This window comes from Spongiactinospora rosea, assembly GCF_003315795.1.
GTDB lineage: Bacteria > Actinomycetota > Actinomycetes > Streptosporangiales > Streptosporangiaceae > Spongiactinospora > Spongiactinospora rosea.
The window spans coordinates 25060-51009 of the sequence record NZ_QMEY01000002.1; the positions used below are offsets into that span (position 1 = coordinate 25060).

The following is a 25950-nucleotide window of genomic DNA, read 5'->3' on the forward strand; positions in this document are numbered from 1 at the left end:
GTCAGCGGTCAGCCTGATAGCAGCAGGCCGACATCACGCTATCCCGTGGCGACGCCCGCAAGCCCGGCGTCCTTCGCTGTGAGATCCAGGTAGACCCACACCGTGTATCCGGTGGCCGGGTTACCGATCCGGGAGACGTCCATGGCGAGTTCCCTGACGATCGCGAGCCCTCGGCCGCCCATCCCTGGCTCGTCGTCGGCCTGGTGACGTCCGAACCAAGGGCAGCCCGACCCGCCGAGGTCGTACACGCCGAGGTAGGCCGGGCCGTCGTACGGCAGACGGACCTCCACCCCGAACCAGCCACCCGCCTTACCGGAGCGGGTGTGGACCAGCGCGTTGGTCGCAAGCTCCGAAACGATGAGCCCGGCGTCGTCTTCGCGGCCGGTCCCGGCGAACAACGCCTCGACGATGTGCCGCGCTCGTCCGACCTGATCGCTTTCGCCGGGGAACACACACCGCCACGCCATTCGCTCGGGCGATCGCATCCATGCCTGTCGTCGTTGCCGTTTCGTTGTTCCGATCATTGACGGTATTGCTCCTGTGATCGTTGGCTGTCGCAACCGGTCGGCGCGACGGCCCAATGGGGGCCCGACTTCACACCAAAGGTCAAGGCGTTCGAGATCCAGACGCCGGCGTACGCCTGGGCGACCGGCTCTTGAGTAACGCCACGATCTGCGCGGCGACCGCGAGGAGTTCCGTGGTGGGGCCGCTTCTGTCCCGCTGGTTGCCCCAGCGGTAGACCCAGCCGATTCGACCAGCGTGATCGACGGAAACGAGGATGCTCGACCGGCGATATGTGGCGCGCAGCCAGATTCCCTTGTTCACCAGCCTGGTGGCGGTGACCTCGTGATACCGGCTGAGCTCCTCTGCCAGTTCGCGGAGAAGGAACTCACGGTCGGTGTCGCGCATGAGACCAGCGAACCGCGCCGCCGCGCGCACAGGGGAGGGATTCGGTGACTCTATGTGGTCAACGTGGTCAAAGGGGGCCAGGCTCAGTCCCGGGGCAGGATGGCGGCTTTCGCCGCGTGGGCGAGGATGCCTTGGGTCGTGGCCGACAGGCCGAATCGATTCCAGTGGAAGATCAGTACATGCGTGAGAATGGCGCGCAGTCCACGTTCAAGGCGGCCTGCCGCCGCGGCCTCACCCAGGAGGCGACCCGCAGTCTCAAAGGCGGCGAACCAGGGAGCAGGCGGCTGGACGGAGACGAGCAAGAAGGAGCGAATGTCCGCCGCCAACTTGTCCACGCGCGAGTCGTATGCGGAGGGACGGATCGCGGCCACCCGCGCGAACACGTCGCCGCGCTCGAACCAGTCCAGCCCGGCGGCCTGGAGGAGTGCGTTGATCAACAGGAGGGACAGCTCTCGGCGGCCGATTCCGGGGTCCTCCTGACGGAGGTAATCGAGTACGCCATGGCTGTCCGCACAGAACAGTTCATGCACGATGCCCATACCGTCGGAGCCACCGAAGGCGAACGTCTCCGGCTCGTAAATGGTCGGCCACCAGCGCGCGACCATCAGCTCCTCAAAAGCCCGGTGCACAGCCGCGATATCCGCGCCGCGTAACCGTAGCCGCCAGCCGGGCGGCTTTCGCATGAACCACCAGTCTTTCAGCGCCCCTTCGGAACGCAAAAGCTCCAATCGCAGCCCAAGCCGTACGGCGCTGTCTCCATCGGGGAACTCGACCGCGAGCTGGTACCACTCGCCGTCGGTCAGCTGATCAGCAGGCATGCGTCCCATCCCGAAAGTGGAGGCGTACCGCGGTGGGCGGTCTCCATGGCCAGCCGTACTCCGGCTTCACCGCTCAGGAACTCGTCCCCGCTGGCGTGCTCGGCGACCAACATGGGAAGCCGGGCCGCGATCTCCGGGCTAAGCGCATCCTGTGAAGCGCGGTAGGCGGTCTGATAAACACCCGCCAGGCCATGACATAAACCCGGCTCGCTGAGTCTGCGGAGTTGCCGGGCGTCCAGACACCCCACCATGGCCTCCTCGGCCGCGCGCCGCCGCGCCAAGTCGTCGGTGGCGATGGCGGCGAGCTGACAGGCACGGGCGATTCCAACAGCGCCGTAGCACCACGACGGCCGCCCGGGACCAGGCTGTACGGTCCGGCCGGTACGCAATTCATCGCGGGTGACCCACTGTGGCCACCAAGATCCGTGCGGCGAGGGCTGACGCCACCGATCGAACCAATCCGCCAGGCGCTCGATCGCCTCGCGTTGCCCGCCAACGACATGACCATCGCGCGCCGCGAGCGCGAGAAGGGCCAAGAGCCCTGCGGCACCGTGCGCAATCCCAAGGTTGGCGTGCCCGCCTGGGGTGGGCAGGATCGGGTCAGGGTCGTGCTCGACCCACCAACCGGGCATGTCCCGGCGGGGCTGAGTCAACCGGATCAAGTATCGGAAGATATCGGCCAGCATGTCGTTGCTGGGCATTCGGCGCAGCAGTAGCGCGCCGATCCCGGTCAGCCCATAGAGGAGGTCGTACTCACGGAATGTCGCCCCCTCGCCCCGGTCCATCCGCGCGGTCGCGGCGGCCAGGCGACGGTGAGCCAGCCGGAGTACGTACTCGTCCAGCTTGGCCGCCACCGAACGGTACCGAATACCCCCGGCGTGCAGGACAAAGGCGACGGCCGGTACGCCATAGAACAAACCGGCGTGGTCGGCCGTGTCGATCACCTCAGATGCCCGCCGAACCCACACGTCCGCAGTCGCCCAGTCGGCGGTCCCGGCGAGGGCGCGCTCGATGTGCAGCAGCGCGGTCCCGGCCGCGCCCGTCGCGAGCGACTGGCCGGCCTGCTCCCTCGGCTTCAAAGGACCCCGGCCAAGGCCAGGCGGCGTAACGCGACCGCTCGGGCGAGGCGGCCCGTCACCTTCTCGAAGGCCGGATCGACGCCGAGGGCGCGTACGTGGTGTTCGTGCAGCAGGGTACGCAGACCGGTGGCAGGGTCACGCTGTTCGGCGAGAACGCGGTGATAATCGCCCAGCGCTTGTTCGCGGGCTCGCCACGCGTCCACAACGGCCTCACGGACCTCGGAAGGATCGCCCAAGCGGAGCGCATGATCGCGTAGAGAGCGGTCGAGCGGTCCCGTCTGCTGCTCCAGGCACCGAAGGAGCGCCCGATATCCGGACTCGGCATCAGGGGCGAACGCCGCCGCCAAGTGCGCCATCGAGGCAGCGGCCAACGCCTGACCTGGGAGCCGAGCCGTCTCGGCCAACCTGATCTGCGCGATCGCGGCGGCCGTGTCAGCGGCGAACACCTGCTCGGCGGCGGGCAGCGCCGCGCCTTCCCCGTACCGGCCAGGGTGTTCGTAGTATGTGGCCAAAGTGAGCTGTCCGGGCAGGCCGCGCGCCGCCAGGCGTTCCGCGAACGCGGCCAGTCGGGCCGCGGCCAAGCCGTACTCCCCAGGGTCGGCCAGCCGTAAGAACACGGCGAGATACTGGTCCGCGTCGAGCCGGATCATGTCGCGGTGTCGCCGCACCCACCAGCAGGTGACCAGGCCGGCGAGTTCATCAACAAAGCCCTGCAGGTGCCCGGCCAGGATCTCATCGAACCGCGCGGGATTGCCGATCAGATGAGCCCGCACCACAGCGGCCCCACCCGGCCGGAGAACCGCGCCCGGCATCGAGGTCACCGGCAGCTTGCGTGGGGGTGGCTCGATCGTGGTCATGGGGATCAGTAGCTCGGCCGGTCGCCCGATCCAGCCCTGGCCGTCCGGCGGGCCGTCCTCGTGCAACTCGATCCGCCCGGCCCGCTCCAGCCGCGTACGAAGAACGGCCCGATCCACCCGCTGATCGAGATCAAGCGGAAGGCGTAACTCCCCCTGGCACAGCACCACCCGCGCCGGTACACGCCAACGCTCCCGCCAAGCCTGAAAGTCGCCAAGATCAGCAGCGGTAAGAATCCACCGAGCGGGGGCCAAAACGACCCGCCCGTAACGTATTCGCGGAACGTACGGAAGCGCCCGCCCGGCCCCATAGTTGAATGGCCCGAACACCGCACTCCGGGCCTCGGCGACCTCGGCCAGAAACCGCGCCAACGGCGGGCTTTGGACGACAGTGTCCAACGCATGCGCGATCCGGGGCGTCACCCGCCGCCCGGTCGAGCGCTGCACGAGGTACATCTGAGAGGCATCCGCCGTGACCGCCAGATCATCAACGCTGATCGCGCCGCCGCCAGGATGCTCCCCCAGATGCACGACCTGAGGGACGAGCGGCGGAACGCGTACGACGTTCTCGTTGTGCGGCCTGCGAGGGGGAAAGGACAGTTGGACCGCCACCACGTCGCCCTGCTCCTCAGCCCCATACGTGGGCAGGTCAAGCAAGTAGGCGAACCGTCCGGCCATGCTGGTGTGACTCCGTGGCGCAGCGCTGATCCAAAGCTCGAAGTCACCCCGGTCGATCGCATCGGTGGACCGAGCATGCAGAGCCACACCAAGTTCCACACGCTCCGGCGGGACCACCGTGGCGTGGTCGCCCACGGTCAACGCCTCAAGCTGCCGCTCGGTGAGCGCGATCTCCTGATCCCCCGCCATGGTCGCCTCCTGGACCAGCGCCAGCAGGGCGGCGTCTCGCTCGGTCAGTGTGCGCCACATCGGCCGGGCGCGGGGCGCGCCCAGATAACCATCGGGGTAGCCGAGCCCGGAGTCGGCGACCAGCTCGCGTACCGGTACCAGAGCACCGTGACCGTACCGGCCGAGGAACCGAGCGTGATAATCCAGCCATGCCGTACGACCGAAAGGCTCAGTGGACAGCCGAAGTAGAACAGTGGCGGCCCGCGCCGCCTCCTCCAGCACCACCTCGGGTACCGCGATCGTCGCGTCGAGCCGCACGTCAGTCGCCAGCCGGACGCCGCTCACCTGCGTGAGGCGACCCCGAATGCTTTCCAGACGACGGAGCGACCCGGCGACGTCCGGTAACCGTTCACCGCCAGCGGCACGCAGAGCGTCGATCAGAAAAGGCAGTGGATCAGCGACCGTCATGGGCGCGCGCAGACCGGTGATCAGGATGCGCTGGTCCACGAGTGTGCCCAACAAGGAATTGACCTTGTCCGCCGGGAAGTACGCGGCCAGTACCTCAACGAGCTCATCGAACCGGATCGGCGAAGCGGCGACGGCCAACGCCAACCGCACAGGCCGGGTGTGACGCACAGAAACCTCACGCAAGGGCCCCGGAACCCGAGCCCCGACCTCCGCCCGGCCCGCCACGATTAACCGCCCATCACGAACGATCCCCGTGTTGTCCGCGACCACCATCAGGCCAGGTCGCAAGCCAGGGTGACGTTCAAGCTCGTCGATCACGCTCGTGAGCCATTCCGCGTCCACCCGCGCGAACGCCCGATGCCGATCCCCGATCTCCGCCACCGCAGGTCCAATGGCGGCCGTCGTCACCCCGGCGAAAAGCCCGAACGGAGTGGCCCGCCGCTTCCACCGCATCACGTACGAGACGACCGACAAGACGGCCCGCCCCAGATCGCGCTCCGTACCAAGCAGTTCATCAACACGCGCACCAAGATCAGGACTGGCCATGCACACGGCCTCACGCACCTCCCCCGAGCCCATACCTTCGCCAGCCACGCCCTCCCGTCCGACAGGTCCGAAGGCAGTTCCAGATCGCTTGGGGCGGTACTCGCCCGCACCATCACCAGACCGCAATGCCGGTATCGCACGTCTCGCCCTTCCAGACCGTCGTCGGCGCCCAGCAACCTCCGGGCGCCGACGATGAAGTCGGCTCAGGCTGGGTCGTTGGAGTTGGTGCTGCAAGCGCTGGTGCTGCACGTGCTACCGCAGCCGTCGCTGGAATCGCACATCATGGCCACGAGCGGCGTAGCGGACTCCACGACGCGCATGTCCAGCTCGAACTCCTCCTCTGCCACCACGTCGGCACCTTCGAGGATCAGCGATGGAGACATCGGATCACACTCCTAACCAGTTGGGTGTGGACCCGCCTTCAGCAGGCGGGCCAGGTAATCGCGACAAGACCGTGGGTCTTGTGAAGGACCGCCACATCGTCCGGAAAGCGGGCCAGCGCGCTGCCGGTCGGCCAGTACTCAAAGCCGGGCTCCGTCCTGCCTCGCTCGTCCCACGCCTGGATCTGCTCGACCATCGCCGTCGCGGCCTCCCCGCCATGAGCTCCATAGGCCCGCGCGCCGAACTCCACTCCCCTGCCTTCCAACGCCGGCCGTACCGACAGATAGGCGAAGGAGTCGCCACGCACCACCCCGAAGGGAAACCAGCTCTTACGTTCCTGAGCCAGTTCCGTCCCCTCATCAGCCGCCAGCTTGCAGAACCCCGGCAAGAAGCCCGCGAACCACAAATACAAATCCGCGAACGACTCCCCATGCCCCACCGTGACGCCGGACCACGCCTCGCCCCGCTCACTCGCCAAAACCCCGTCCAACAGCGCCGGATCATCCGGAGCCCCGTCGTCGAACCGCAGCGTGACGGCACCACCCCGCCCATCAGGCAGCCGGAACTCCCGGTCGAGGTGTTCCCCCGCCCCCTGCATCGGAACGAACCCGCCCACCACCGCCGACGTACCGACCAACCGCCCCATCTCCCACCGAAACCCAATAGAACGGCTGACCCCATTCATCCGCAACGGCACGACGAGCCTGCCGCCCACCGCCAGCCCGCGCAGCCACGCCGGAGCCAGATCCCAAGCCCCGGCCGTGACGATGATCGCGTCGAACGACTCACGCCCGAACACTTCACCCTGCGCGTCAGCCGTGATCACCGTGACCCGCCCGCCGTACCCGGCCGCCTCCAGCAAACCAGCGGCCCGGTCGGTCACCTCCGGATCGATGTCCACACTGACCACCCGCCCGCCCGGCCCCACGACCTCGGCCAGCAACGCGGCGTTATAGCCCCCAGACCCGATCTCCAGCACCCTCGAACCCGGCCTCAACTCAGCCTGCTCGATCATCGCCACCTGGATGTACGCCGCGCTGACCGAGGAGACGGCCACACCGTTCTCATCCCGCTTCGTCACCACCGACCGATCGACGTGGTAGGTGACGTCCAGCGGAGTATCAGCCGGAACGAACGCATGCCGCGGCACCGCCCGGAAGGCCGCCTCAACACGCGTCGACCTGATGTACCCCCGCGCGATGAGCTCATCCGCGAGCCGAGCCCTGAGCTCGCCAGCCTGATCGCCGCCGTCCACCGCCATCATCCCCTCCTCGAATCTCACCGGAAACAACAAAACCCGAGAGCCGCCCCCGCGGTATCGACTTCAAAGAGTGAGGCTGGTCAAAGCGATCAAAGATTCCCGGCCGAGAACCCTCGTGCCTTACCCTCAACATGCTCAGAAACGTGGCCCACGCTGGCCGAACAGAGCTGCGGAGCAGTCGTCGCCGTACCGAAGACGACCAAAGTGGTCAATGCCGACCAACTCCGGGAGGTGCATCATGACGCGCACACGAAACGAACTGCTCGATGCGATTCTGCGCGAGGCAGGCTGGTCACGGGCACAAGCGGCAAACGCCTACAATCGCATCGCCCAGGAGAACAACCTCCACAATCACACCAACATCGGCCGTTCCCATATCAGCATGTGGGTAGGTGGCACAAAACCCTCCGGCGAAGCCCCGATAATCTTGTGTCAGGCGTTGTCCCGACGCTTGCAGCGCCTGGTCACCCCACGCGAGCTCGGGTTCACCGCCGCCAATGCCCAGGAGCACAACGCCCCAGGCTGGCAGACCGACCCGCTGACCGAGCTCGCCGAGCTGGGGGGAACCGATTTGGACCTCGGCCGCAGACACCTCCTGACCAACGCCGTCTACTCCACCGCCGCCCTCACCCTCCCCGGCCAGCAATGGTGGGACACTATGGCCGCCCCTCAGCCCGCCGAGACCCGCCCCCGCCACCGCATCGGCCCCGCCGACATCGAAACCGTCCGCGACCTCACCGCCGCCTTCTCCCGCGTCGACCAACAACGCGGCGGCGGCCACGGCCGAAAGGCCGTCGTCCAGTACCTCAAAACCGACGTGGCCGCCCTCCTCCAGGGCTCCTTCTCCACCGAGTCCGTCCAGCGCGACATGTTCAGCGCCGCCGGAGAACTCGCCTACCTCGCCGGCTGGATGGCCTTCGACAACAGCGAACACGCCCTCGCCCAGCGCTACTTCGTCCTGGCCGTCAAACTCGCCGCCCGCGCCGACGACCCACCCCTCACCGCCCACATCCTGCGCGCCATGGCCCACCAGGCCCTCGACCTCGGCGCGCCCAAACAGGCCCTCGACCTGTCCACCGCCTCCATCGACGGCCCCCGCTACGCCAACGCCACCCCACGCGAACGCGCCCTCACCGGCGTCGTCCACGCCCGTGCCCTCGCCACCAATGGCCACAACCAGGCCGCCGCCCGCACCCTCCTCCAAGCCGAAGACGACCTCACCTCAGCAGACGCAGGCACTCCAGAACCGCACCGCACCTTCTTCTTCGGCGAAGCGTCCCTGGCCCACGAGACTGCCCGCACCCTCACCGCCCTCGGCGACACCCCCGGCGCCCTACGCCACTACCAACACAGCATCCGCACCCGAGGCACCACCTTCCGCCGCACCCACGCCGTCACCCTCGGCTACCTCGGCGCCGCCCACCTCACCCAAGCCAACCTCGAGGAAGCCTGCACCGTGTGGACCACCGCCCTGGACACCATCGAAAACGGCGTCCATTCCGCCCGAGCCCGCCAAACCATCACCGACATGCGCAACGTCCTATCCCCCTATCGCCACCGCAAAATCCCCCTTGTCACCGACCTCGACACCCGCGCCGCCCACTACCTCGCCCACACCCGCTAAGGACCCCCTATGCCCCTTGAAATCACCCCCATCGGAACCGTCATCGGCGGCCGTACCACGCCCACCGACGACCACTGGACCGAATCCGCCATCATCCGCCTCAACTCCGACTTCCCCCCCGAGGTCGTCCAGGGCCTAGAGGAGTTCTCCCACCTCATCGTCGTCTGGCACTTCCACCAGGCATCCCCCGACGACGTAGCCCTCCACGCCCGCAGCCCCCGCAACAACCCCGCCTGGCCAGCCACCGGCACCTTCGCCCACCGCAACCACCGCCGCCCCAACCAACTCGCCCAGTCCTTCCCCCGCCTTATCAAAGTCGACGGCTTGGACCTCCACGTCACCCACCTCGACGCCATCCACGGCACCCCCATCTACGACCTGGCCCCCTACTTCCAGGAGATGGGCCCCCAGGGCGAGATCCACCAACCCGCCTGGCCCACGGAGATGCTGAGGGACTACTGGGCATGAGGCACCCCTGCATCTGAACAGGGGCACGTCGTCTGACTACAAGAAGCTTCAATACTCCCCGGTATCGCTGGTCCCCACCTCCAGACAGCAGCTAAGCTGGGCGTGTCAGTCTGACACACACGGGGGCAGTGATGAAGTACGAGATCCTCACGGAGGCGCTCAAGATACGAGGCACCACAACCAGTCGCTCGGAACTCGGCGACATCAGATTCGGCCCACCGGAGATCACCATGGCCATTCCCCGGCCACGAGGGGTCATACTGACCACCTCCAGTGCCCGGATCCAAGGAGGCACTCTGGACGGAGGATACATAGTCCAGATCACCGAGGAGACCTACGGCCAAGAGGCATCCGGCGCCCCCACCTCCTACCTCGCAGGCTACCGAGACGCCGAAGCCGCCTTCCTCGACCTCCAGCGCACCATCGTCCTGGCAGCGCTCAAAGACAGCAGCATCGAAGCGATCGCCGGCTGGGGCCCCGACGCCGTCGTCCGCCTCCCTGAAGTCTTCGGCGGCAGCGTGATCGTGCGCATCGATTCGCCTCTAGGAAACGCGGCGGAAGCGGCGCTCTACCCTGTTGCAGACCTGGCCCCCGAGAAGATCGCCGATGCCGGAGAAGCCTTCGCCGACGCGATCGACCAATTGATCGCCGATCTCTCCGAGCGAGTCGAAACCTTCAAGAAGGCCGATCTACAGGACAAGGCCGAGATTCTCGACTCACTCGCCCTCCCCTGGCTCCGTAAGGAAGCCGCCCAACACCGCGCAATGACCGCCCGCCAGCACTTCCTCGCCGCCGCCCATCCTTCCGGAGGTCTAGTAGGCCCGGGCCTGCCGATCACCATGGCAGACCTCGCCAGAAACCTCTACACCGACCGCGGCAACCTCACCAGAACCATCAACCGCGCCCTTCGGGAAGGATAGGATCGCGCCGTCCGAAGAGCTCCGTCCAACCGATCCACAGCCACTGGGCCAAGGGCACCAGTCGGGGCGAAAGGTTGGGCTGGTAGATCGCACACCCCTCGCCGTACAACTACGCCGGGCGCGCGGAGCCGCCCGCGCTGAATGCCGCAGGATCCTGAGCAAGGTCGGCCTGCCCCCTGTGGATCGCGGCCTCGTAGAACGCGTCGGCGAGTGCCACGACGATCCCCTTGATCGCAGGCCCGTCGGTGAAGAAGTAGTCCGCCATGGAGTTGTGCGCCTGCTGATTGTCGGCGACAGCCTCGGTGACGGCGGACTGGAAGTCCTGCGACTCCATGAACTGCTTCTTCGAGTTCACCCTTGTCTGCTGGACCAGGGCCGGGTCGGTGAGCAGTCGCTGCACGAGCCCCTGCACGAACTCCCGGATCTGGGAGTCGGCGAAGGACTCGGCACCAAAGAGGTCGTTCATCTTGTCGATGACGACCTGGAGCGCGACGTACTTCGGCTCCTTCTTGATGCCGGTGCCTGCTGCGCTGATCCCCTTCAGCGCGCCATCTCCGGTCAGCGAGATGTCAACCGCGATTGCCGTGCTGTGCTTCACCCCGACCAGGACCACGTCTGAGAGGTCGACGTCGGCGCTCCACGAGGACTCAGCGATAACCTTTTCCAGGAGCCGGAAAGAGATCGAGAGCATCTCCATGCACGGGTCGCCGTAGTCGACGATCTTGTGCATCGAGCTGTCCCGAGTCAGACGCGCATCGCAGGTGCTTCACACGGGCGGACCCGCCTTGACGCGCCGCACCAGTCTTTCCATCGACCTCCGGTAGCTGTGGAGGTGCTCCAGCCACCACGTGGCGCCCGCGTCGGCGTACTCCCGGACCGACGAGCCGGGCTCGCTCACCCCGATGACCGCCACATCGAGGTCGCCCGCAGCAGCCCGGTGCCAGCGCAGCTCGCTGACCTGAGCGGCCAGGAGTCGGGCGAGAGCGTCATGCGGCCCTCCTGGTCGTCGCCGACGACGATCCAGCCGTCCCAGCGGGCGGCCCGCCGAAGGGCGCCCGGAGCCGTGCCTCCGATCCACACCGGCACCCGGGGCCGCTGGAGGGGCAGCGGCGCGAGGCGGACCCCGTCAACGGTGTAATGAGCGCAACGATGGTGCACCTCCTCGCCGGACCACAGCGAGACCATCACGTCGAGTGCCTCGTCGAGCACCACCCCACCGGGACGCGTTGAGCCAAAGGCGGTGAACTCCTGCCTCACGCCGCCCAGCCCGGCGCCCAGGATCGCGCGGCCCCCACTCAGCCTGTCGAGCGTCGCCACCGTCTGCGCCAGCCGTTCCGGGCGGTGCCGGGTCACGGCCGTCACCACCGTGCCCAGCATGATGCGCGAGGTCACCTGCGCCGCTGCGGCTAACGTCACCCACGGGTCGACCGATGCCATGCCCCAGGTGAAGGCCAAGTGGTCCCACACCAGCACGGCGTCCCACCCAGCGGCCTCGGCCTCCCTGGCGAGGGTGACTAGATGTGCCGGCTCCGCGAGGTCACCGAGGATCGCGACGTCGATGCCGTAACGCATGCCCCCACCCCAAGCACCCGGCACCGACAGTCCCGGTGCGCCGCGATCGCGCCGCGCGACACCGACGAGCGGGTGAGCAGTGCCCAAGATGAAGCCGTAGAGCAGAACCGGCAGACCCGCGAACAGGCCGACGCTGCTGTCGTCGAGCCCAACGTCGCCGAGCAGGAGGCATGGGGTCAGGCAGCCGCCGTACAACAGCAGGCCGAACGAGACCCGTAGCGGACAGGGGCGCGATCGCGATGAGGTACTACGGGCTGGACGCGTCCTTGCGCGTGTTCACAGGTCAAGACGTATAGCACCGTCAAGGTGCAGGGGAACCGGTGATCACCACAGATTGGCGCCGTGGGGCCAAGGGTGGCGACCCCGTCGGTGGCGATGACGATGCCGTGTGCCAGGCCCATATATTTAGCAGCTGAGCCGATCTACAGATCATCGTGTTGCTGTGAGCAACTGCCGCACGCGCTCCGTCGCTGCATGCTCAGTGCCATAGATTCGCTCAAGATCAGATAGTAGTGCGGTGAGGGTGCGCCGAGCCCGTTCCAAGAAGCCGGAGCTTAGCTCCAGCTCGCCAATCTGGCGCCTAAGCTCCAGAGCTTGCGGGTCATCTTCTTCTGGAACATCGGCCACCAGCGCCGTCAAGAGGTGCAGTGCCAGGTCAACATCGCCTAGCTGAGCGTGACATGTGGCCTCCTGGAGCCGGTAGTGGAACGCCTGACCCGGCTCGCTCGACGCCGCCAACTCGCTGAATCCCTGCGCTGCTCGTCGGTAGTCACCCGCGCCCATGTAGGCCTCGGCCAGTTGTTCCCGCAGTCCGGGCGCGTAGGGCGTACGGGCGAGGGCCTCCTCCAGCATCGAGGTGGCTTCGGTGTACCGCGACTCCCTGATCAGAGTTTGAGCGTTGCGGCGAGCACGACGAGCGTCGCCGTGGCTGAAATCGTCTCGGACGGCTCGGGATTCTGTCGCTGGCAGAGCGGGGCCAGTCATGGTGGTACGGCTCAGGGCGCGGGCGTAGAGCGTCAAGGGGCTTGGGAGGGCATCGGTCATGTCGCCCAGCGGCGCGGTACCGGAGAGGTAGGGCATGAGCCGCTCGTACACTTCGCGAACGCTGCCGGGCCTGTCCGCCGGGTCCTTCTCCACCATGGCCATCAGCAGCTCGTCCAGCCCCCGTGGAATGTCAGCCCGGTGCCGTCCGGCTGGCACCGGCGACGTGGTGACGTGCTGGGTCTTCACACTGTAGTCATTGGGCCCGGTGAACAGTCGGTGGCCGGTGGCCGCCTCGTAGAGCACGCATCCCAAGGAGTAGATGTCGGCGTGCTTCGTACTCCGCTTGCCCTCGACCTGCTCGGGAGACATGTACGCGGCAGTCCCGAGCTGCTGTCCGGTCTGGGTGAGCATCGTCATGTCCGCGTCATGGATGAACGCCAGGCCGAAGTCGAGGACCCGAATCAACCCGTCTCGGCAAAGCATGAGATTGGACGGTTTCAGGTCCCGGTGCAGGATGCCTTGCTCATGAGCAGCCTCCAGGACCGTCGCTATCTGGGCGCCGATGGACGCCACCCAGCCGATGGAGAGCGGTGCGTGCTCAGCGATGACGTCATGGAGACCATTCCCGTCGATGAACTGCATGACCATGTAGTGGCGGCCGTCGACCGTTCCGAAGTCGTAGAGAGCAGGAACACCCGGGTGAGCGAGGCGGGACAGCGCCTTGGCCTCCCGGGTGAACCTCTGGTGCAGCTCCTCATCGGGGAGAAGGACGAACTTGATCGCCACTCGTCGGTCGAGCACGATGTCATCGGCGCCCCACACCTCGCCCATTCCGCCGTGGCCGAGCCTGAGCGGGTCGAGCCGATAGCGGCCGAGAAAGTGGGACACCAGGCCTCCCGGGGGTTACTCCGGGGTCAGGCTACCGTCGAGAAGCCCGTCGATCCCGGCGACGACAAGATTATCGCTGATCTCCCGCAACGCTCTTACTGTGTCCTCAAGTGCGAGAAGTTGAGCGAACGACTCTCCGTACCGGCGCTGTTCCTCGATCGGAAGTCTGGGTAGCGACGCCCGCCGTGGGTCTCTCCTGACGGCCGAGCTGTGACGGCTCGCTGTAGAACCCTCGGCGCGTAGACAACCGGCCAGAAAATAGGGATCGAGGCGCTCCGGATCGGTTCGGAAAAGGAGAAGCTGTGCTCCGAGTACAGCGCCTGCTTTGGTCACCACCCGTGGCAATGCGCCACTGGAAAGGAGCAAGGAGGCGATCACGTCGCCCTTCTGAACACGGACAAGACCTGGAGTGTCCTGAGTACGGCCGCTGGGCTCTCGGTTGAGCAAGAGGTCCTTCGCCGTGAGCAGGGGAAGGTCACCGCCCTCCGGAAGTTTGAGCGGGCCCTGCATGATGGTGACGACTCCTGCCCGAGCCAGCTCACCAAGGTTGGTCATGACGAGATCTCGGCGGGGTTTCGCCGCGATCCGAGGAAGCCTGAGTTCCTTCACCACTGATGACAGGCGGTCACTCATCGCGGGATATCCGGAAGTGGGCTCCTGCATCACTACTCGATGGCTCGTCGTCAGATCGACCTCTTCATCGAGAAGATCGATGATGCGCACCACCCGACTGTTCTCCGGCAACTCTGCCTTCTCGCAGTAGGCCCGCCATGCCGTCTCGGCCAGAGTCAGGTCCTCGCCCGCGTTGACCATCAACACGTCCGACGGCGGCTCATCCCCCTCGACAAGTTTGCGGAGCACCCACAGGTCGGGTGGGCCGCTGGACGCGGGAGCGGCGCCGGGAAAGAGGCTGATGATGGCTCGCAAGGTTCCAGCTCTCAGCAGATTTCCTCGGATTCGCCGGCCGGGACGGCGATTGGCAGCCACACTCGGCATCATGATCACGACGAGCCCGCCTGGCTTCACATGCGCCAGGCAGTGTTGCATCCAGGCGAGTTCGGACTCGCCGCGCGGCGGCAGCCCGAATTCCCAACGTGGATCGCTGGTCAGCTCCTCGTATCCCCAGCCGCGCTCGTTGAACGGCGGATTGCACACCACGGCGTCGAACTGAACGCCGGCAAAGGCATCGGCGCGTAGCGAGTCACCGGCTTCGACCTGCGCCTCATAGCTATGAAGTCGGAGCCGGACGCTGGTTAGTCTTGCGGCATTCTCATTCAGCTCCTGGCCCGCTACCTGGCTGCCATGGGCTCCCAGCAATATCGTGCCGATTCCACAGGCCGGGTCGAGTACCGTGCCGCCCTCCGTACCACCGATCGTGGTCATCAGCCTTGCCACCGCTGGTGGAGTGGCCAGCAGACGACGGGAATGGAGATCGACGTAGCGTTCGCAGATCCCGTCGAAAGCGGCGATCGCACCCTCCGCCTGTCCGATTTCGCGAGCCTCCCTGGCCAGGGCATCATCAAGGTCCGCGCTCTCCCCCAGCAGAACCGCACCGACCTCGGCCACTACCTCGCCTAGACGCAAGTCGTCAGCACTGCTGCGCAATCGCTGCCAGAACCGTTCCAGCGGCGACACTTCGACATAACGATCATGATTACGGAGCCACTGTTCCACCTCATTCAGCGAGAAGGCAGGACTTGTGGCTGTGCCACCCACAGGTTGGGGAAAGTCGTCGAACCGCTTGCGCCAGTTACTCACCGCGGCCCGGCCGACGTCGGCCATCCGCGCGATGTCAACGGCATTGACCAGGACGTCGTCTTGCATCAGAGCCCCTTCTCCGGCAACCAAAGCTCATTTCCGGCACGGCGGAGCCGCTCGCGATAATCCTGATGCCCTGGCAGCGCCCGCTCTACGGCGCTCCAGAACTCGGACCCGTGATCAGGCCTCTGAATATGCGCAAGCTCGTGAACAAGCACGTAGTCGATCAGAGTTGGAGGCAGTTGCATGGTGGCCCAGTTAATGTTGACGTGCCCGTCGCGCGAACATGATCCCCATCTGTAACCGAGCGGTCGGACGCGCAATCCGCTCACCTCGACACCGAGCCGCGTCGCCCAGGGACGCACCCGTTGCGACAGCCAGGGGTGACCGACGCGGCGATACCAGCCGACAAGTTCCTTGGCGCCGCCTCCTCTGGGCAGCTCCAGACGCCCCCGGATGAGTCGCACCTCGCCGGCGTCCACCAGTCGCAGACGATAGGAACGGCCCAGATAGCGGAATCCCTCGCCGGTGACGAACTCTTTGGCGGGTGGAGCGTCGCCCAGCTCTCGTTTCTCGGCGAGCTTGCCGTACAGCCAGGGTCTCTTGTCCTGCACCACCTTGGTCAGCTCGGACTTCGACAGTTGGGGTGGGACGACCGCGGTAATCGAGGCGTCCCGTTCGACGGTCAGGCGCACGCTCTTGCGCCGATCGCTCACCGAGACGGCGACCTCCAGGTCGCCGACTCGCAGGACTCCCGGTATTTCACTCACGGTCACCAGCATGCCAGGGTCAGACTTTGGGGATCGTCGCGCGGTTGTTCTTGACGGCGTCCCGGGCCTTGTCCGCCACCTTCTCCAGCTGATGGACATCGCCGAGGTCAGCGGTCACGAGGATCTCGAAGATCTCGTCGCGGAAGTCGGCGACGTCGGGACGCTTGTCCCAGAAGCCGTGCCGGTGGATGGTCTGGCTGGCCAGCCGGATGATCTTCCGGGTGGCCTTGACGAACCGCTGGTCGTCCAGGTCCGCGTCGGAGGTGGCCAGTTCCTGAAGCAGGACGCCGTAAAGAGCGAATTCGGCGGGGCTGAACTCGTGGGGGTTGTCCCGCCGGTCCTCCACCACGTCGGCCATCAGGTCCTTGAACGCCAGCAGCTGGGCGTCCCAGTCGTCCTTGAGCTCGGTCAGGATCTGTTCCAGTCGCTCGCTCAGCAGCTGGTAGCGGGCCGGATCCTGGCCGGCGTTGACGGTGATGTGATGCCGGATGGCGTTCTCCATCTCCGACGCCTTGGCCCGTGAGCCGCCGGTCATCGCCTCGACCTTCTCGGCGAAGTTCGTCGCCGTCAGCGCGATGGGCGGCAGTTGCTGCTCGATGCCGAGCGAGGTGATGTGCTCGTCGATGAGCAGCTTGATCTTCTGTCCGTACGCGCCGGGGTCGAACTCCCCGCCGTCGATCCGGTAGCGCCGGTTCGCGGTGAGCCTGATGACCGCGAAGTGCTTGGCGTCGGCCAAGTACGGCGTGGCCGCCGGGTCGGGCAGTACAGTGTTGACCGTCCGCGAGAAGCGGGCCAGCTCCACTCCGAACCGGTCACGCAGTTGCGGATCCGACAGCTCCTGCACGCAGCCTTCGATGTCGGTGTAGTCGCGGAACATCATCCGAAGCCGCTGCCGGCGCGGCTCCAGCTTCCCGATCTCCGTCTTCAGGTCGCGCAGTGCGCCTGAGACGTCCTCGCTCTCATCGGTCTCGAATTCCTCGTCGGCGTAGACGCGCAGCGCCTCCACCAGGTTCTGGGCCACACCACGGTAGTCCACGACGTACCCAAAAGGCTTGTTGCCGGCCGTACGGTTCACCCGCGCCACGGCCTGCAGCAGGTCGTGCATCTCCAGCCTGCGATCGAGGTACATCACCTGCTCGATCGGCGCGTCGAATCCGGTGAGCAGCATCGACTTGACGATGACGAACGCGATGTCGTTCTCGCCGAAGGGTCGGGTGAAGCCCTCGATCCGGGTCTTCTGCTTGGCCTCATCGGTCCACTCGGCGTAGCGGTCCTCGTGTTCGGCGTCCCCCTTGGAGATCACCGGTACGAAGTCCATTCGCTTCAGCAGGTCCAGCTGCTTGTGGGCCTTCACGAGCTGCGCCTGACGCGGCCTCAGCTCCTCGATGTTCCGGGTGAGCAGGTGCGGCGGAAGGTTCTCGATGTCGCGGACCAGCTCGTCGCGGGCCTCCATGAGCGCTTCGCGGTAGCGTACGGTCGTCTCCCGATCGTGGGCGACCACCTGCGCCTTGAAGCCTTCGGGCAGCACCTTGTCCACGTAGTGCCGGAGCATGTGCTTGGCCTTGACGTCGACCAGCTTCCGTGCCGCCGACACGTTGCCTTTGGTGGCCCAGCGGGCCTGCAGCTGCTGGCGTTCCTCGTCGGTCAGCTCCTCGAACTCCTCCTCGAAGAGTTCGTCCATGTCCTGGCCGTTCTGGAGCGCGCCCTTGACTTTGATGCCCTCGTAGAGGATCGGTACGATCACGCCGTCCTCCTCCGCTTCGCGGAGGCGGTAGGTGTCTATGAACGGGCCGAACAGTTCCACGCTGGTCTTCCGCTGTCCCCGCTTCTTCATGATCGGGGTGCCGGTGAAACCGATCCGGGCGGCGTTCGGCATGGCCTGGCGGAGGTTGGCGCCGAGGGCGGCGGTATGCGAGCGGTGCACCTCGTCGATCAGTACGACGATCGACTCGTCGGTGTTGATCTCACCCAGTTCCATGCGGTCCTTGGGCTGACCGTTCTGGTTCTTCTGGATCATCACGAAAACCAGCCCGGGGCCCTTGCGGCCGAGCAGAGTCCTGGCCCGTGCCGTGCTCTTGGCGACGTCGACCTTCTCGTTGCTCAGCGCCATCGTCTCGGTGAGCTGGTCCTGTAGCTGGGTACGGTCGGTGACCGCCACGACCTTGTAGTGTGCCAGCCCGTCCAGCGACCGTAACCGCCGCACCAGGAAGGTCATGGTGAGGCTCTTGCCCGATCCCTGGGTGTGCCAGACGATGCCGCCACGCTGCCCCGGCTTGCCCGTCTGTAGTCGCTCGACCGCCCGCTCGACCGCCCGGAACTGCTGGTAGCGGGGTGCGACCTTGATGTTGACGCCCTCGTCGGTGGTCATGAACGTGACGAAGTTGTGGATGATGTTGAGCAGATTGTCCGGTTGCAGTACGCCGGCGACCAGGACCTCTTGCCTCCTCAGCTGCTCTTCCGACTTGCCCAGCCGGGCGGCGAGCTGCTTCATTGTCATGGGGTACGGGTCTCGCCACGGCACGTAGTGTTCGAGCTCGGCGGTCAACGTGCCAAGCCTGGCGTCCTCACCGCTTGTCGCGACCGTCAGCTGGACGGGCCGGAAGAGTCCGGTACGGCTGTCGCGGTAGTCGCGGAGCTCGCCGACGGCCTTGTTCAGATTGCTCGCGGTGGTCTTCTTGCACTCGATGACGGCCAGGGGGACGCCGTTCACGAAGAGGACGATGTCGGGGACGATCCACTTGCGACCGGCGGTACCCGGGATGTCCACCCGGAACTGGCTGATCGCGGTGAACTCGTTGTTGCCCGGACGGTTCTCCCAGTCGATGTAGTGTACGGTCCGGGATTTTCCGGTCGCCGGGTCTTCGATAGGTATTCCGCTGATCAACAGGTCGGTTACCTGCTTGTTGGCTTCCAGCAGGTTGGTCGTGGGGATCCGGGTGATGGCGTTTACCGCCTGGCTCACCTTGTGCTCGTCGAGCCAGGTTCCGTTGATACGCTCGATGGCGTCACGCAGCTTGTCTTCGAGGATCGTCTCGTCGAAGCTGTCTCGCTCCGACATCCTCGGATAGAGCGGAATCAGCGCCTCATGCTCGGCTCCCGCCCTGTGCGTCCAGCCCATACTTTTGAGCTGCTCGATCAGTGGCTTCTCGACGAGCTGGTATTCGTAGTCGGTCACCGGCCGACTCCCCTCGCTAACTTCTCTATTGTCGCTGTTTCCAGACAAATCATCCCAGCACTACAATGGGGTCACCATGCAGGAGAGATTAAAGACACTCCAGCACGGCGCCCGCCGCATCACCTCGGACGCGGCCAGTCAGGAGGTCCTCCACGAGTCCCTGCCTGAGCGTGAGGAGCTTCTGCCTCTCCATAGCGACCTGTTGCATGGATGTGTTCAGTTGGCGAACAATTACAACAATCTTCAATTGATCTTCCATGGGGGGCATTGGTAGCGCCAGCGGTGCAATGACCGCCTGCGTTACAAGGGGCTGTCCTGTCTGGCTGCGCAGCCGACGCAAGTTGAGCCACGAGAGGTATGACGATATGAATTCTGCGTCCCATCGAGGGTCTACCCATTTAGCCCATAGGGCATTATCAGTGATCCATGCTGGGCCTGGAATGTAATGAACAACACCAACACCCCCTTCACCCACCCGACCGATGCTAAAGGTTGGCCCAGCGGTTAGCTCACGATGGCCGCGCCCCGACAGCCCGCTTGCTCCATAGATGGGCACAGTGCCGCTAGTTGACATGGCGGATGGGTACGGCATTCCGCTCGTCAGCTTGAAAGCTTCTCTGCACGTGGAGCGCTGCCAGTTTGGCTGGGCGTCGCCGACCATAAGGCATGCGATAGTGCCTGATTGAACCGACTGCTGTTTTGCCAGAATAGCTTCGGTACGTTGAATAAGCGCGTCGAGGGCGGCGAGGAACTCCGCGATCCGCTGCTGCTCCTCGATGGGAGGTAGCGGAAGAACATAATCACGAAGCTCAGATCGATTAATCTTTGGGATTCCACTGCGCCCGGATACCGCTTCTGCGAAAGCCGAAAAGGTCTCACTAAGCACCACCGCAAGCAAGTATCTTGAGTCAATTGCGCCAGTCGGCCGAAATGGGTACATGTCGGCGGAGCACATACCGTCGAACTTGGCCAGCGTCGCCTTTCGTAGGGCAGGCCGGATTTTGCTGTAGATAACATCACCCGGTGCAATCGCATACTTGCCGCTGATAGCTCCCTGCTCTGCAGCGGTCCTCACCTCGAGAAGCCGGCCAGTCCGGCTCTCGATGTGGTCTGGGGCAATCAAGGGCTGGTCCGAGTAGGGATGGCGTCGCGGGTCTACTTGGCCCTTGGGAAGCGTGACAACGTCCAATAGACGATGAAGCGCCCAGCCGTCCGGCAATTTACGCATAGCCCAACTCCTCTAGGTAGGTGTCGAGACGCGCAGCAGCCGCCTCACGCTGTGTCTCTAGGTCACGGAGGGTGACCTCATACTTGTCCGCCCACGTGCGGAACGCGTTCTCGAACAGTCTGCGGGCAGTGGCCGTACGGGAGTCCAAGCGGGACGAGAGCTGAATCCGGAGTACGTCGAGGACCAGGTTGTGGCGGGAAAAGTCGTCCAGTGCGCCGACGGCCATGTGGAGGCGAGGTATGAAGTGGTCCTCCAGCGCGGCGACCTTCTTCCTGGCAACGGCCGTGCGAGATTTAAGTGCTTTGAGCTCGGCTTCGGAAAGCTGGTCTTCGGCGGGCTCGTCCGCCTCCTCATCCTCTTCGGATGGTTTGGCGGTCGCGGCCTTGAGCTGGACGCTCAGCTCAGCATAAGCCGCTTCGGCTTCGTCGAGCTCAGCCAAGTAGTCGGGGATGAGCGCCGGAACGACGCGGTGGTCGCGGGCCTTGCGTTTCTCGGCGGCGATCTTCTGCTTGTCCCAGTACTCGACGTCCTCCTCGTCCAGCGCGAAGGCCGATTCGATGGTGGTGAGCCAGCCATCCACCACCCCTTCGAATCCGTTCAGGCCGAGTGTCTTGATGTCGTACTGAGCCTCCCCCCACCAGGCCGCCACGACGCCGGCCAGCTCGAACCGGTCGAGCATGTCCAGGGGGAGCAGCTCGATCACGAAGGAGTCGAGCAGCTCGGCGCGTACCTCCATCACCTTGCGCGTGCTGGGCAGTTCGACCAGGCGCTTGCTGTGGCGGCTCCACCACTCGTCGAATGCCTCGCGTAGCCGGGCCACCGCAGGTTCGGCTAGGGCGGGTAGCCGTGCGGCGGTGGCCTGCCAGCCCTCGGGAAGGAAGTCGAAGTAGTCGGCGTCGCGCTCGGCGAAGAGCGTCGCCGGGTCGATGCCGAACGCCCGGAACAGCCCCGCCTTGGCCTCGACCTCGGACCTGGGCACGCCGCCGTGCAGGTGAGCGCGGACGTCCTGCGGCTCGGGCGGCGGCGTGTTGTCGACGTAGCGGCGGATGTTGAGGTTGAAGTCGTTCTCGCGGAGCTCTTCGACGTCTACGACCCGGGCGAACCCGGGGATGTCCTCATATGCCTCGTACGCCGCGACGATCTTCTCGGCGTGCTGCGGGTCCAGGTAGTTCTGGGCGCGGCCAGCGGTGAACTCGCGGTCGGCGTTGATGAAGAGCACCTTGCCGCGTCGCTCGGCCGATCGCGGATCGGTACCGCGCAGGACGAGGACGCAGGCGGGGATGCCGGTGCCGTAGAAGAGGTTGGGGGCCAGGCCGATGACCGCTTCCAGACGGTCGTCCTTGATGATGCCCTCGCGGATGTCCTTCTCCTTGCCGCCGCGGAACAGCACGCCGTGTGGCATGACCGTGGCCCCGATGCCGTCGGGGGTCAGCACCGCCAGGACGTGCTGGGCGAACATGAGGTCCGCCTTCTTCCCGGTCTCGGGCGCGTAGCCGTACTTGAAGCGTTCCTTGTGCTTCATGTCGGCCGAGGAGTAGTTCAGGGAGAAGGGCGGATTGGTGAGCACGCGGTCGAAGCGCATCAGCTCGCCCCCGACGAGATGCCTGGGCTCGGCGAGCGTGTCGTCGTTCTCCAGCTGGGCGTTGAGGACGCCGTGAAGGATCATGTTCATCTTCGACACCGCCCAGGTGCCGCCGTTGTACTCCTGCCCGGCCAGGGTCAGGTCGCGCGAGTCCAGGCCGTGCTCGTCGATGTACTCCTTGGCGTGGATGAGCATGCCGCCCGAGCCAGCGCACGGGTCGTAGACGGCCATGCCCGGCCTAGGCTTGACCAGGCGGACCATCATGCGAACGACGCCACGCGGCGTGTAGAACTCGCCACCCTTTTTGCCTGCGGAATCGGCGAACTGGGCGATCAGGTATTCATAGGCCGCGCCGAGCAGGTCAGGGAACTCGAAGTCCTCGTTGCGGAGCCGTACTCGGGAGAAGTGGTCGACGAGCTGCTGCAGCCGCTTGTCAGGGATCGTGGACTGGCCGACCTTGCGGGTGAAGTCGATGTGCTCCAGGACGCCTTCGAGAGCTGCGACGTTCTCTTCCTCCAAGGCGCCAAGCGCCTTGTTGAGCATGTCTCCGACGTTCTTCTTACGCGATTCGTTCTTGATGTGGCTCCAACGGGCTTCCGGAGGCACGTAGAACTTGTCACCGCGGTAGAAGCCGCGCGCCTCGGCCATCCGCTCGGCTTCTTCGCGGCTCTTGCCTTCGGCCATCCGCTTCTCGACGACCTCGCTACGGACCACCTCGAACTGGTCGGAGGCCCGCTTCAGGAAGAGCATCCCGAAGATGTACTCCTTGAACTCCGAAGCGTCCATCTTGCCGCGGAGAATATCGGCCGCGCCGAACAGGTGCCGCTCAAGCTGCGGCAACGTCAACTTCGCCACGTGGTGGCCTCTCTGGGTCGGTCGGTCTGCGTCAGGGGTGCCGGGGCCAGTCTCCCAGTGACCGTGGGTCCGCGCAGTTCGTCCGGGCTTCAGATGTGAACAGTCCTTGTGGACCAGACTCTAGAGACACGTATCGTTTCCGTCAACACCTACATTATGGCTGTGTACTCGGATCACAGTAAGCTACTGCTGCCTCGCGGAGGGCGTTCCAGACTGCCACAGTTGCCCGCCTAGTGACATGGGCCACAAAGACTGATAGATCGATTCGACATGCCGTCGTTAGACCGCTCCCAACACCCCGGCATCGACTGCTTCCCCCCCCCCCCCCGGAGGCCCCATGAGCACGGCCGATCGGAATGCGGTGATCGCTGAGGAACAGCTAGCCGTGGATCACATCTACGACTGCATCGACCAGGAGCGGAAGCGAATCGAAAGCGTCCGGGCGAGCAGCCTCGGGGATTGCCCGGACGCGGGACTGTCCTCTCATCCGGACCTGCCGAAGGAGTACGGACGCCGTGAGGATCTTGGCCGTCATCCCCTCGTGATCGCCCGGATCGATCTCCTTGACGACCCCGACGACAGGCTCACCCGGTACATCGGTCGCACCACCGTACGAGACCCCCAGGGCGAGCTGGCGCTGGTGAAGTGGACGAACAAGACGGCGACCGCCTGGCGCCTGGCCACTCCCGAAGATCCCGCGGGTGTACGGCGACAGCGTCAGCTCCGCTGCGACGGCCCCAAGGTTCTCGACTACAGCGACACCGAGATCCAGGTGATCAACGCCAAGGGTGAAACCGTTCCGGCTCCGGTCGTCGACGACGAGCCCGACCTGTTCCTTCTGGCCGACCTGGATCTTGCTCGCGACGGCGTCATGCGCGACATCGTCGAAACGATCCAGCGCGACCAGCTCCGGCTGGTGGCCGACGAACGAAAAGGTGTGCTCGTCATCCAGGGTGGTCCGGGCACCGGCAAGACCGCGGTCGGGCTGCACCGCGTCACCTGGTTGCTGGACAATGAGCACTTCACCCCTGACCAGCTGCTCGTCGTCGGCCCCCACAAGGCGTTCCTTCAGTACGTTCGTGACGTCCTGCCCCGGATGGGCAGCCGCGGTGTGGCGACCGTTGACATCACCGAGCTCTGGCTAGGCGACGTCCGGGGAACCGATCCGGTCGCCGCCCGCCTGGTCAAGTCGGATGACCGGATGGCCAGGGTGCTGCACAACGCGGTCGAAAACCTCATTCGCGAGGATCTCGCCGCCGAGGAGGGCTTCAACTTCCGTGGTGCGCGGCTGGAGATCGTCAAAGCCGAGCTCGTCCGGCTGGCCTCGGCGGCTCGTGCGGCGAGGGGCTCTTACCAGGTGCGCCGCCGCCGCTTCATCGACACCGTCATCGACTGGCTGCTGACCCAGTACGCGGAAGCGACTCGGGTCAAGAAGACCGACGACCGGCTCCGTAGCCAGTTGGAGAAGGTCGCGGCCGTTTCCACGCTCATCAGTCGCGTCTGGCCGTCGTCCAGCGCCGAGCAGATCTATCGGCAACTGCTCGCCGACAAGGACGGCCTCGCAGCTGCGGCTTTCGGCGTGCTCACCCTCGACGAGCAGGCCGCCCTTGTCCGTCCGCAGGCCAGACGGGTCGCGGACGAACCCTGGTCGGCCGAGGACCTCGTCTGCCTGGGGGAGCTCCGATGGCTTCTGACCGGAGAGGACGAACGGCGCTACCACCACCTGGTCATCGACGAAGCCCAGGACCTGACGCCCATGCAGGCCAAGTCGCTGGCCCGCTGGTGTCCGTCCGGTTCGATGACGGTACTCGGCGACTTGGCGCAGAGCACGGGGATTCGCCAGTATGACGTCTGGGAGCGCCTGGCCGACATCCTGTCCGGCACTGAAGGCTGGCACATCGCCGAGCTCGGCATCGGCTACCGGGTGCCGGCCGACGTCATGAACTTCGCCGCGATGCTGGGAACGAAGATCTCGCCCTCCACGGTGATCCCGGAGTCGGTGCGACCCTCGTCGCCGGGCACCTTGGAGATCGTTCCGGTCTCCCGACAGCGCATCCTCACCGAGACGGTCACGAGGGCCCAGCGGCTGGCCATCAAGGACGGCGACCAGGCGCGTTCCGTCGCGGTCCTGACTCCGGCGCAGGACGAATTCCATGCCGAACTCGTCCAGCGGATCGCCGCCTTCCAGGAGTCAGCGTTGCCGGGAATCGGGCAGCAGATCACCGTCATGCCCGCGCACATGGCGAAGGGTCTGGAGTTCGACCACGTCGTGGTGGTAGAACCGCATCTGTTCGCCGAACAGAGTTCGACGGGGCTTCGGCAGCTTTACGTCGCTCTGACCCGGTGCACGCAGTCCCTGACGGTGCTCCATTCGTCCCCTCTGCCCGCCGAACTAGGCGGGCCTGTCAAGGTGCCTGTGACCGAGATCAAGAAGACCGACGCTGTCCCTTTGTCCCAGAATGAGCGGTTCGCCGACGGGGACGAGTTTCGAGCCTTCCTCAAGGAGCAGGCGGCGGCGAGCCGGAAGCAACCAGCACACGCCCGGCTCAAGCACATGCTCGCAGCCGAGTTGTACGGCAACGAACGCGAACCCCTGCTGGATACTGAGTACGCCGACATCATCTGCGAGGACGAGCGCGGGCTCGGATTCTACGTGATCTCAGCGCAGAACGTCGACACCTATGCCGAGCTCCGTGCCGTGGCGCCCAAGCTCCTAGAAGCCGAATGGGCCAGCGGCAAATACAAGGAGATCGACCGCCTCTTCCTCGTCCTGCCGAAGGAGCCGCAGGACCTGTGGGCGGTCGACATCATCAAGACGCTCTTCGAAGTCTCGGTCATCTGGAAGACCGAGACGGGCTGGGCCGGTCCGTCTGTGGAGGCTGCTCTGGGGCAGTGACGGAAACCGCCCGGCCATGATGACGGCTCCTCGCGAAGCGGATGCTGGCACGGAATGCCTACATATCA

Annotated in this window: 20 protein-coding genes; 5 read left to right on the forward strand and 15 right to left on the reverse strand. The window is 65.5% G+C overall.

Going from position 1 to position 25950, the window contains the following annotated elements:
• Nucleotides 1-38 precede the first annotated feature (38 nt).
• The 7 genes from DP939_RS05675 to fxlM form a co-directional block, all read right to left on the reverse strand.
• Nucleotides 39-452, reverse strand: a complete 414-nt coding sequence (locus DP939_RS05675) for an ATP-binding protein (RefSeq protein WP_113979542.1) — start codon at nucleotides 450-452, stop codon at nucleotides 39-41.
• A gap of 154 nt (nucleotides 453-606) precedes the next feature.
• On the reverse strand, nucleotides 607-909 hold the full coding sequence (locus DP939_RS45340) for a hypothetical protein (protein WP_147267884.1): 303 nt from the start codon (nucleotides 907-909) through the stop codon (nucleotides 607-609).
• An 83-nt stretch (nucleotides 910-992) separates the two neighbouring features.
• Entirely contained in the window at nucleotides 993-1727 is a 735-nt protein-coding gene (locus DP939_RS05680) for a thiopeptide-type bacteriocin biosynthesis protein (RefSeq protein WP_199564971.1), read from the reverse strand.
• The gene (locus tag DP939_RS05685; protein WP_113979544.1) at nucleotides 1709-2806 is read right to left on the reverse strand and encodes a lanthionine synthetase C family protein; all 1098 of its coding nucleotides are present in this window, start codon (nucleotides 2804-2806) and stop codon (nucleotides 1709-1711) included. The genes DP939_RS05680 and DP939_RS05685 overlap by 19 nt, the downstream gene beginning before the upstream one ends.
• A complete protein-coding gene (locus DP939_RS05690; RefSeq protein ID WP_199564972.1) occupies nucleotides 2803-5538 on the reverse strand; it encodes a lantibiotic dehydratase in 2736 nt (911 codons plus the stop codon). Before DP939_RS05690 ends, DP939_RS05685 begins: the two co-directional genes overlap by 4 nt.
• Before the next feature lie 185 nt (nucleotides 5539-5723).
• The gene (locus DP939_RS05695; RefSeq protein WP_113979545.1) at nucleotides 5724-5903 is read right to left on the reverse strand and encodes an FxLD family lanthipeptide; all 180 of its coding nucleotides are present in this window, start codon (nucleotides 5901-5903) and stop codon (nucleotides 5724-5726) included.
• Between the two features lie 38 nt (nucleotides 5904-5941).
• Nucleotides 5942-7165 (reverse strand): methyltransferase, FxLD system, encoded by a 1224-nt coding sequence (gene fxlM / locus DP939_RS05700; RefSeq protein ID WP_113980070.1) that lies wholly within the window; start codon nucleotides 7163-7165, stop codon nucleotides 5942-5944.
• Between the two features lie 436 nt (nucleotides 7166-7601).
• Here fxlM and DP939_RS05705 point away from each other — a divergent pair, with 436 nt between their 5' ends.
• From DP939_RS05705 to DP939_RS05715, 3 genes are all read left to right on the forward strand, one after another.
• A complete protein-coding gene (locus DP939_RS05705; RefSeq protein ID WP_199564973.1) occupies nucleotides 7602-8786 on the forward strand; it encodes a hypothetical protein in 1185 nt (394 codons plus the stop codon).
• 9 nt (nucleotides 8787-8795) lie between these two features.
• The gene (locus DP939_RS05710; protein WP_113979546.1) at nucleotides 8796-9254 is read left to right on the forward strand and encodes an SAM-dependent methyltransferase; all 459 of its coding nucleotides are present in this window, start codon (nucleotides 8796-8798) and stop codon (nucleotides 9252-9254) included.
• Between the two features lie 131 nt (nucleotides 9255-9385).
• Nucleotides 9386-10174, forward strand: a complete 789-nt coding sequence (locus DP939_RS05715) for a hypothetical protein (RefSeq protein ID WP_147267885.1) — start codon at nucleotides 9386-9388, stop codon at nucleotides 10172-10174.
• Nucleotides 10175-10283: 109 nt separating this feature from the next.
• Here the strand turns inward: DP939_RS05715 and DP939_RS05720 are convergent, their stop codons facing one another.
• Together DP939_RS05720 and DP939_RS05725 are read right to left on the reverse strand one after the other, a co-directional pair.
• Entirely contained in the window at nucleotides 10284-10904 is a 621-nt protein-coding gene (locus tag DP939_RS05720) for a hypothetical protein (protein ID WP_199564974.1), read from the reverse strand.
• 164 nt (nucleotides 10905-11068) lie between these two features.
• Complete coding sequence (locus DP939_RS05725; protein WP_147267886.1) at nucleotides 11069-11746, reverse strand: LLM class flavin-dependent oxidoreductase; 678 nt, start codon at nucleotides 11744-11746, stop codon at nucleotides 11069-11071.
• Nucleotides 11747-11818: 72 nt separating this feature from the next.
• Here DP939_RS05725 and DP939_RS46045 point away from each other — a divergent pair, with 72 nt between their 5' ends.
• Entirely contained in the window at nucleotides 11819-11965 is a 147-nt protein-coding gene (locus DP939_RS46045) for a hypothetical protein (protein ID WP_158578476.1), read from the forward strand.
• Between the two features lie 210 nt (nucleotides 11966-12175).
• On the opposite strand, the gene DP939_RS05730 is transcribed toward DP939_RS46045, so the two are convergent.
• The 6 genes from DP939_RS05730 to DP939_RS05755 form a co-directional block, all read right to left on the reverse strand.
• Nucleotides 12176-13618, reverse strand: a complete 1443-nt coding sequence (locus tag DP939_RS05730; protein ID WP_113979549.1) for a serine/threonine-protein kinase — start codon at nucleotides 13616-13618, stop codon at nucleotides 12176-12178.
• Between the two features lie 15 nt (nucleotides 13619-13633).
• Complete coding sequence (locus tag DP939_RS05735) at nucleotides 13634-15442, reverse strand: N-6 DNA methylase (protein ID WP_113979550.1); 1809 nt, start codon at nucleotides 15440-15442, stop codon at nucleotides 13634-13636.
• Nucleotides 15442-16158: a M48 family metallopeptidase gene (locus DP939_RS05740; RefSeq protein ID WP_113979551.1), complete on the reverse strand. Its 717-nt coding sequence runs from the start codon at nucleotides 16156-16158 to the stop codon at nucleotides 15442-15444. The genes DP939_RS05735 and DP939_RS05740 overlap by 1 nt, the downstream gene beginning before the upstream one ends.
• 7 nt (nucleotides 16159-16165) lie before the next feature.
• Complete coding sequence (locus tag DP939_RS05745; protein WP_113979552.1) at nucleotides 16166-19321, reverse strand: type I restriction endonuclease subunit R; 3156 nt, start codon at nucleotides 19319-19321, stop codon at nucleotides 16166-16168.
• Nucleotides 19322-19409: 88 nt separating this feature from the next.
• Nucleotides 19410-20549: a restriction endonuclease subunit S gene (locus tag DP939_RS05750; RefSeq protein WP_113979553.1), complete on the reverse strand. Its 1140-nt coding sequence runs from the start codon at nucleotides 20547-20549 to the stop codon at nucleotides 19410-19412.
• Nucleotides 20542-22986 (reverse strand): type I restriction-modification system subunit M, encoded by a 2445-nt coding sequence (locus DP939_RS05755; protein WP_113979554.1) that lies wholly within the window; start codon nucleotides 22984-22986, stop codon nucleotides 20542-20544. The genes DP939_RS05750 and DP939_RS05755 overlap by 8 nt, the downstream gene beginning before the upstream one ends.
• A 337-nt stretch (nucleotides 22987-23323) precedes the next feature.
• On the opposite strand from DP939_RS05755, the gene DP939_RS05760 reads away from it, so the two are divergent.
• On the forward strand, nucleotides 23324-25882 hold the full coding sequence (locus DP939_RS05760; RefSeq protein WP_113979555.1) for a HelD family protein: 2559 nt from the start codon (nucleotides 23324-23326) through the stop codon (nucleotides 25880-25882).
• Nucleotides 25883-25950 lie beyond the last annotated feature (68 nt).

What these genes read in the sequence shown, in the direction of transcription:
- DP939_RS05710 (WP_113979546.1), top strand. Translation starts at nt 8,796, where the DNA reads ATGCCCCTTGAAATCACCCCCATCGGAACCGTCATCGGCGGCCGTACC.
- DP939_RS05740 (WP_113979551.1), bottom strand. Translation starts at nt 16,158, where the DNA reads ATGCTGGTGACCGTGAGTGAAATACCGGGAGTCCTGCGAGTCGGCGAC.
- DP939_RS05750 (WP_113979553.1), bottom strand. Translation starts at nt 20,549, where the DNA reads ATGCGTAAATTGCCGGACGGCTGGGCGCTTCATCGTCTATTGGACGTT.
- fxlM (WP_113980070.1), bottom strand. Translation starts at nt 7,165, where the DNA reads ATGATGGCGGTGGACGGCGGCGATCAGGCTGGCGAGCTCAGGGCTCGG.
- DP939_RS05695 (WP_113979545.1), bottom strand. Translation starts at nt 5,903, where the DNA reads ATGTCTCCATCGCTGATCCTCGAAGGTGCCGACGTGGTGGCAGAGGAG.
- DP939_RS05735 (WP_113979550.1), bottom strand. Translation starts at nt 15,442, where the DNA reads ATGCAAGACGACGTCCTGGTCAATGCCGTTGACATCGCGCGGATGGCC.
- DP939_RS05715 (WP_147267885.1), top strand. Translation starts at nt 9,386, where the DNA reads ATGAAGTACGAGATCCTCACGGAGGCGCTCAAGATACGAGGCACCACA.
- DP939_RS05760 (WP_113979555.1), top strand. Translation starts at nt 23,324, where the DNA reads ATGAGCACGGCCGATCGGAATGCGGTGATCGCTGAGGAACAGCTAGCC.
- DP939_RS05680 (WP_199564971.1), bottom strand. Translation starts at nt 1,727, where the DNA reads ATGCCTGCTGATCAGCTGACCGACGGCGAGTGGTACCAGCTCGCGGTC.
- DP939_RS05720 (WP_199564974.1), bottom strand. Translation starts at nt 10,904, where the DNA reads ATGCACAAGATCGTCGACTACGGCGACCCGTGCATGGAGATGCTCTCG.
- DP939_RS05725 (WP_147267886.1), bottom strand. Translation starts at nt 11,746, where the DNA reads ATGCGTTACGGCATCGACGTCGCGATCCTCGGTGACCTCGCGGAGCCG.
- DP939_RS45340 (WP_147267884.1), bottom strand. Translation starts at nt 909, where the DNA reads ATGCGCGACACCGACCGTGAGTTCCTTCTCCGCGAACTGGCAGAGGAG.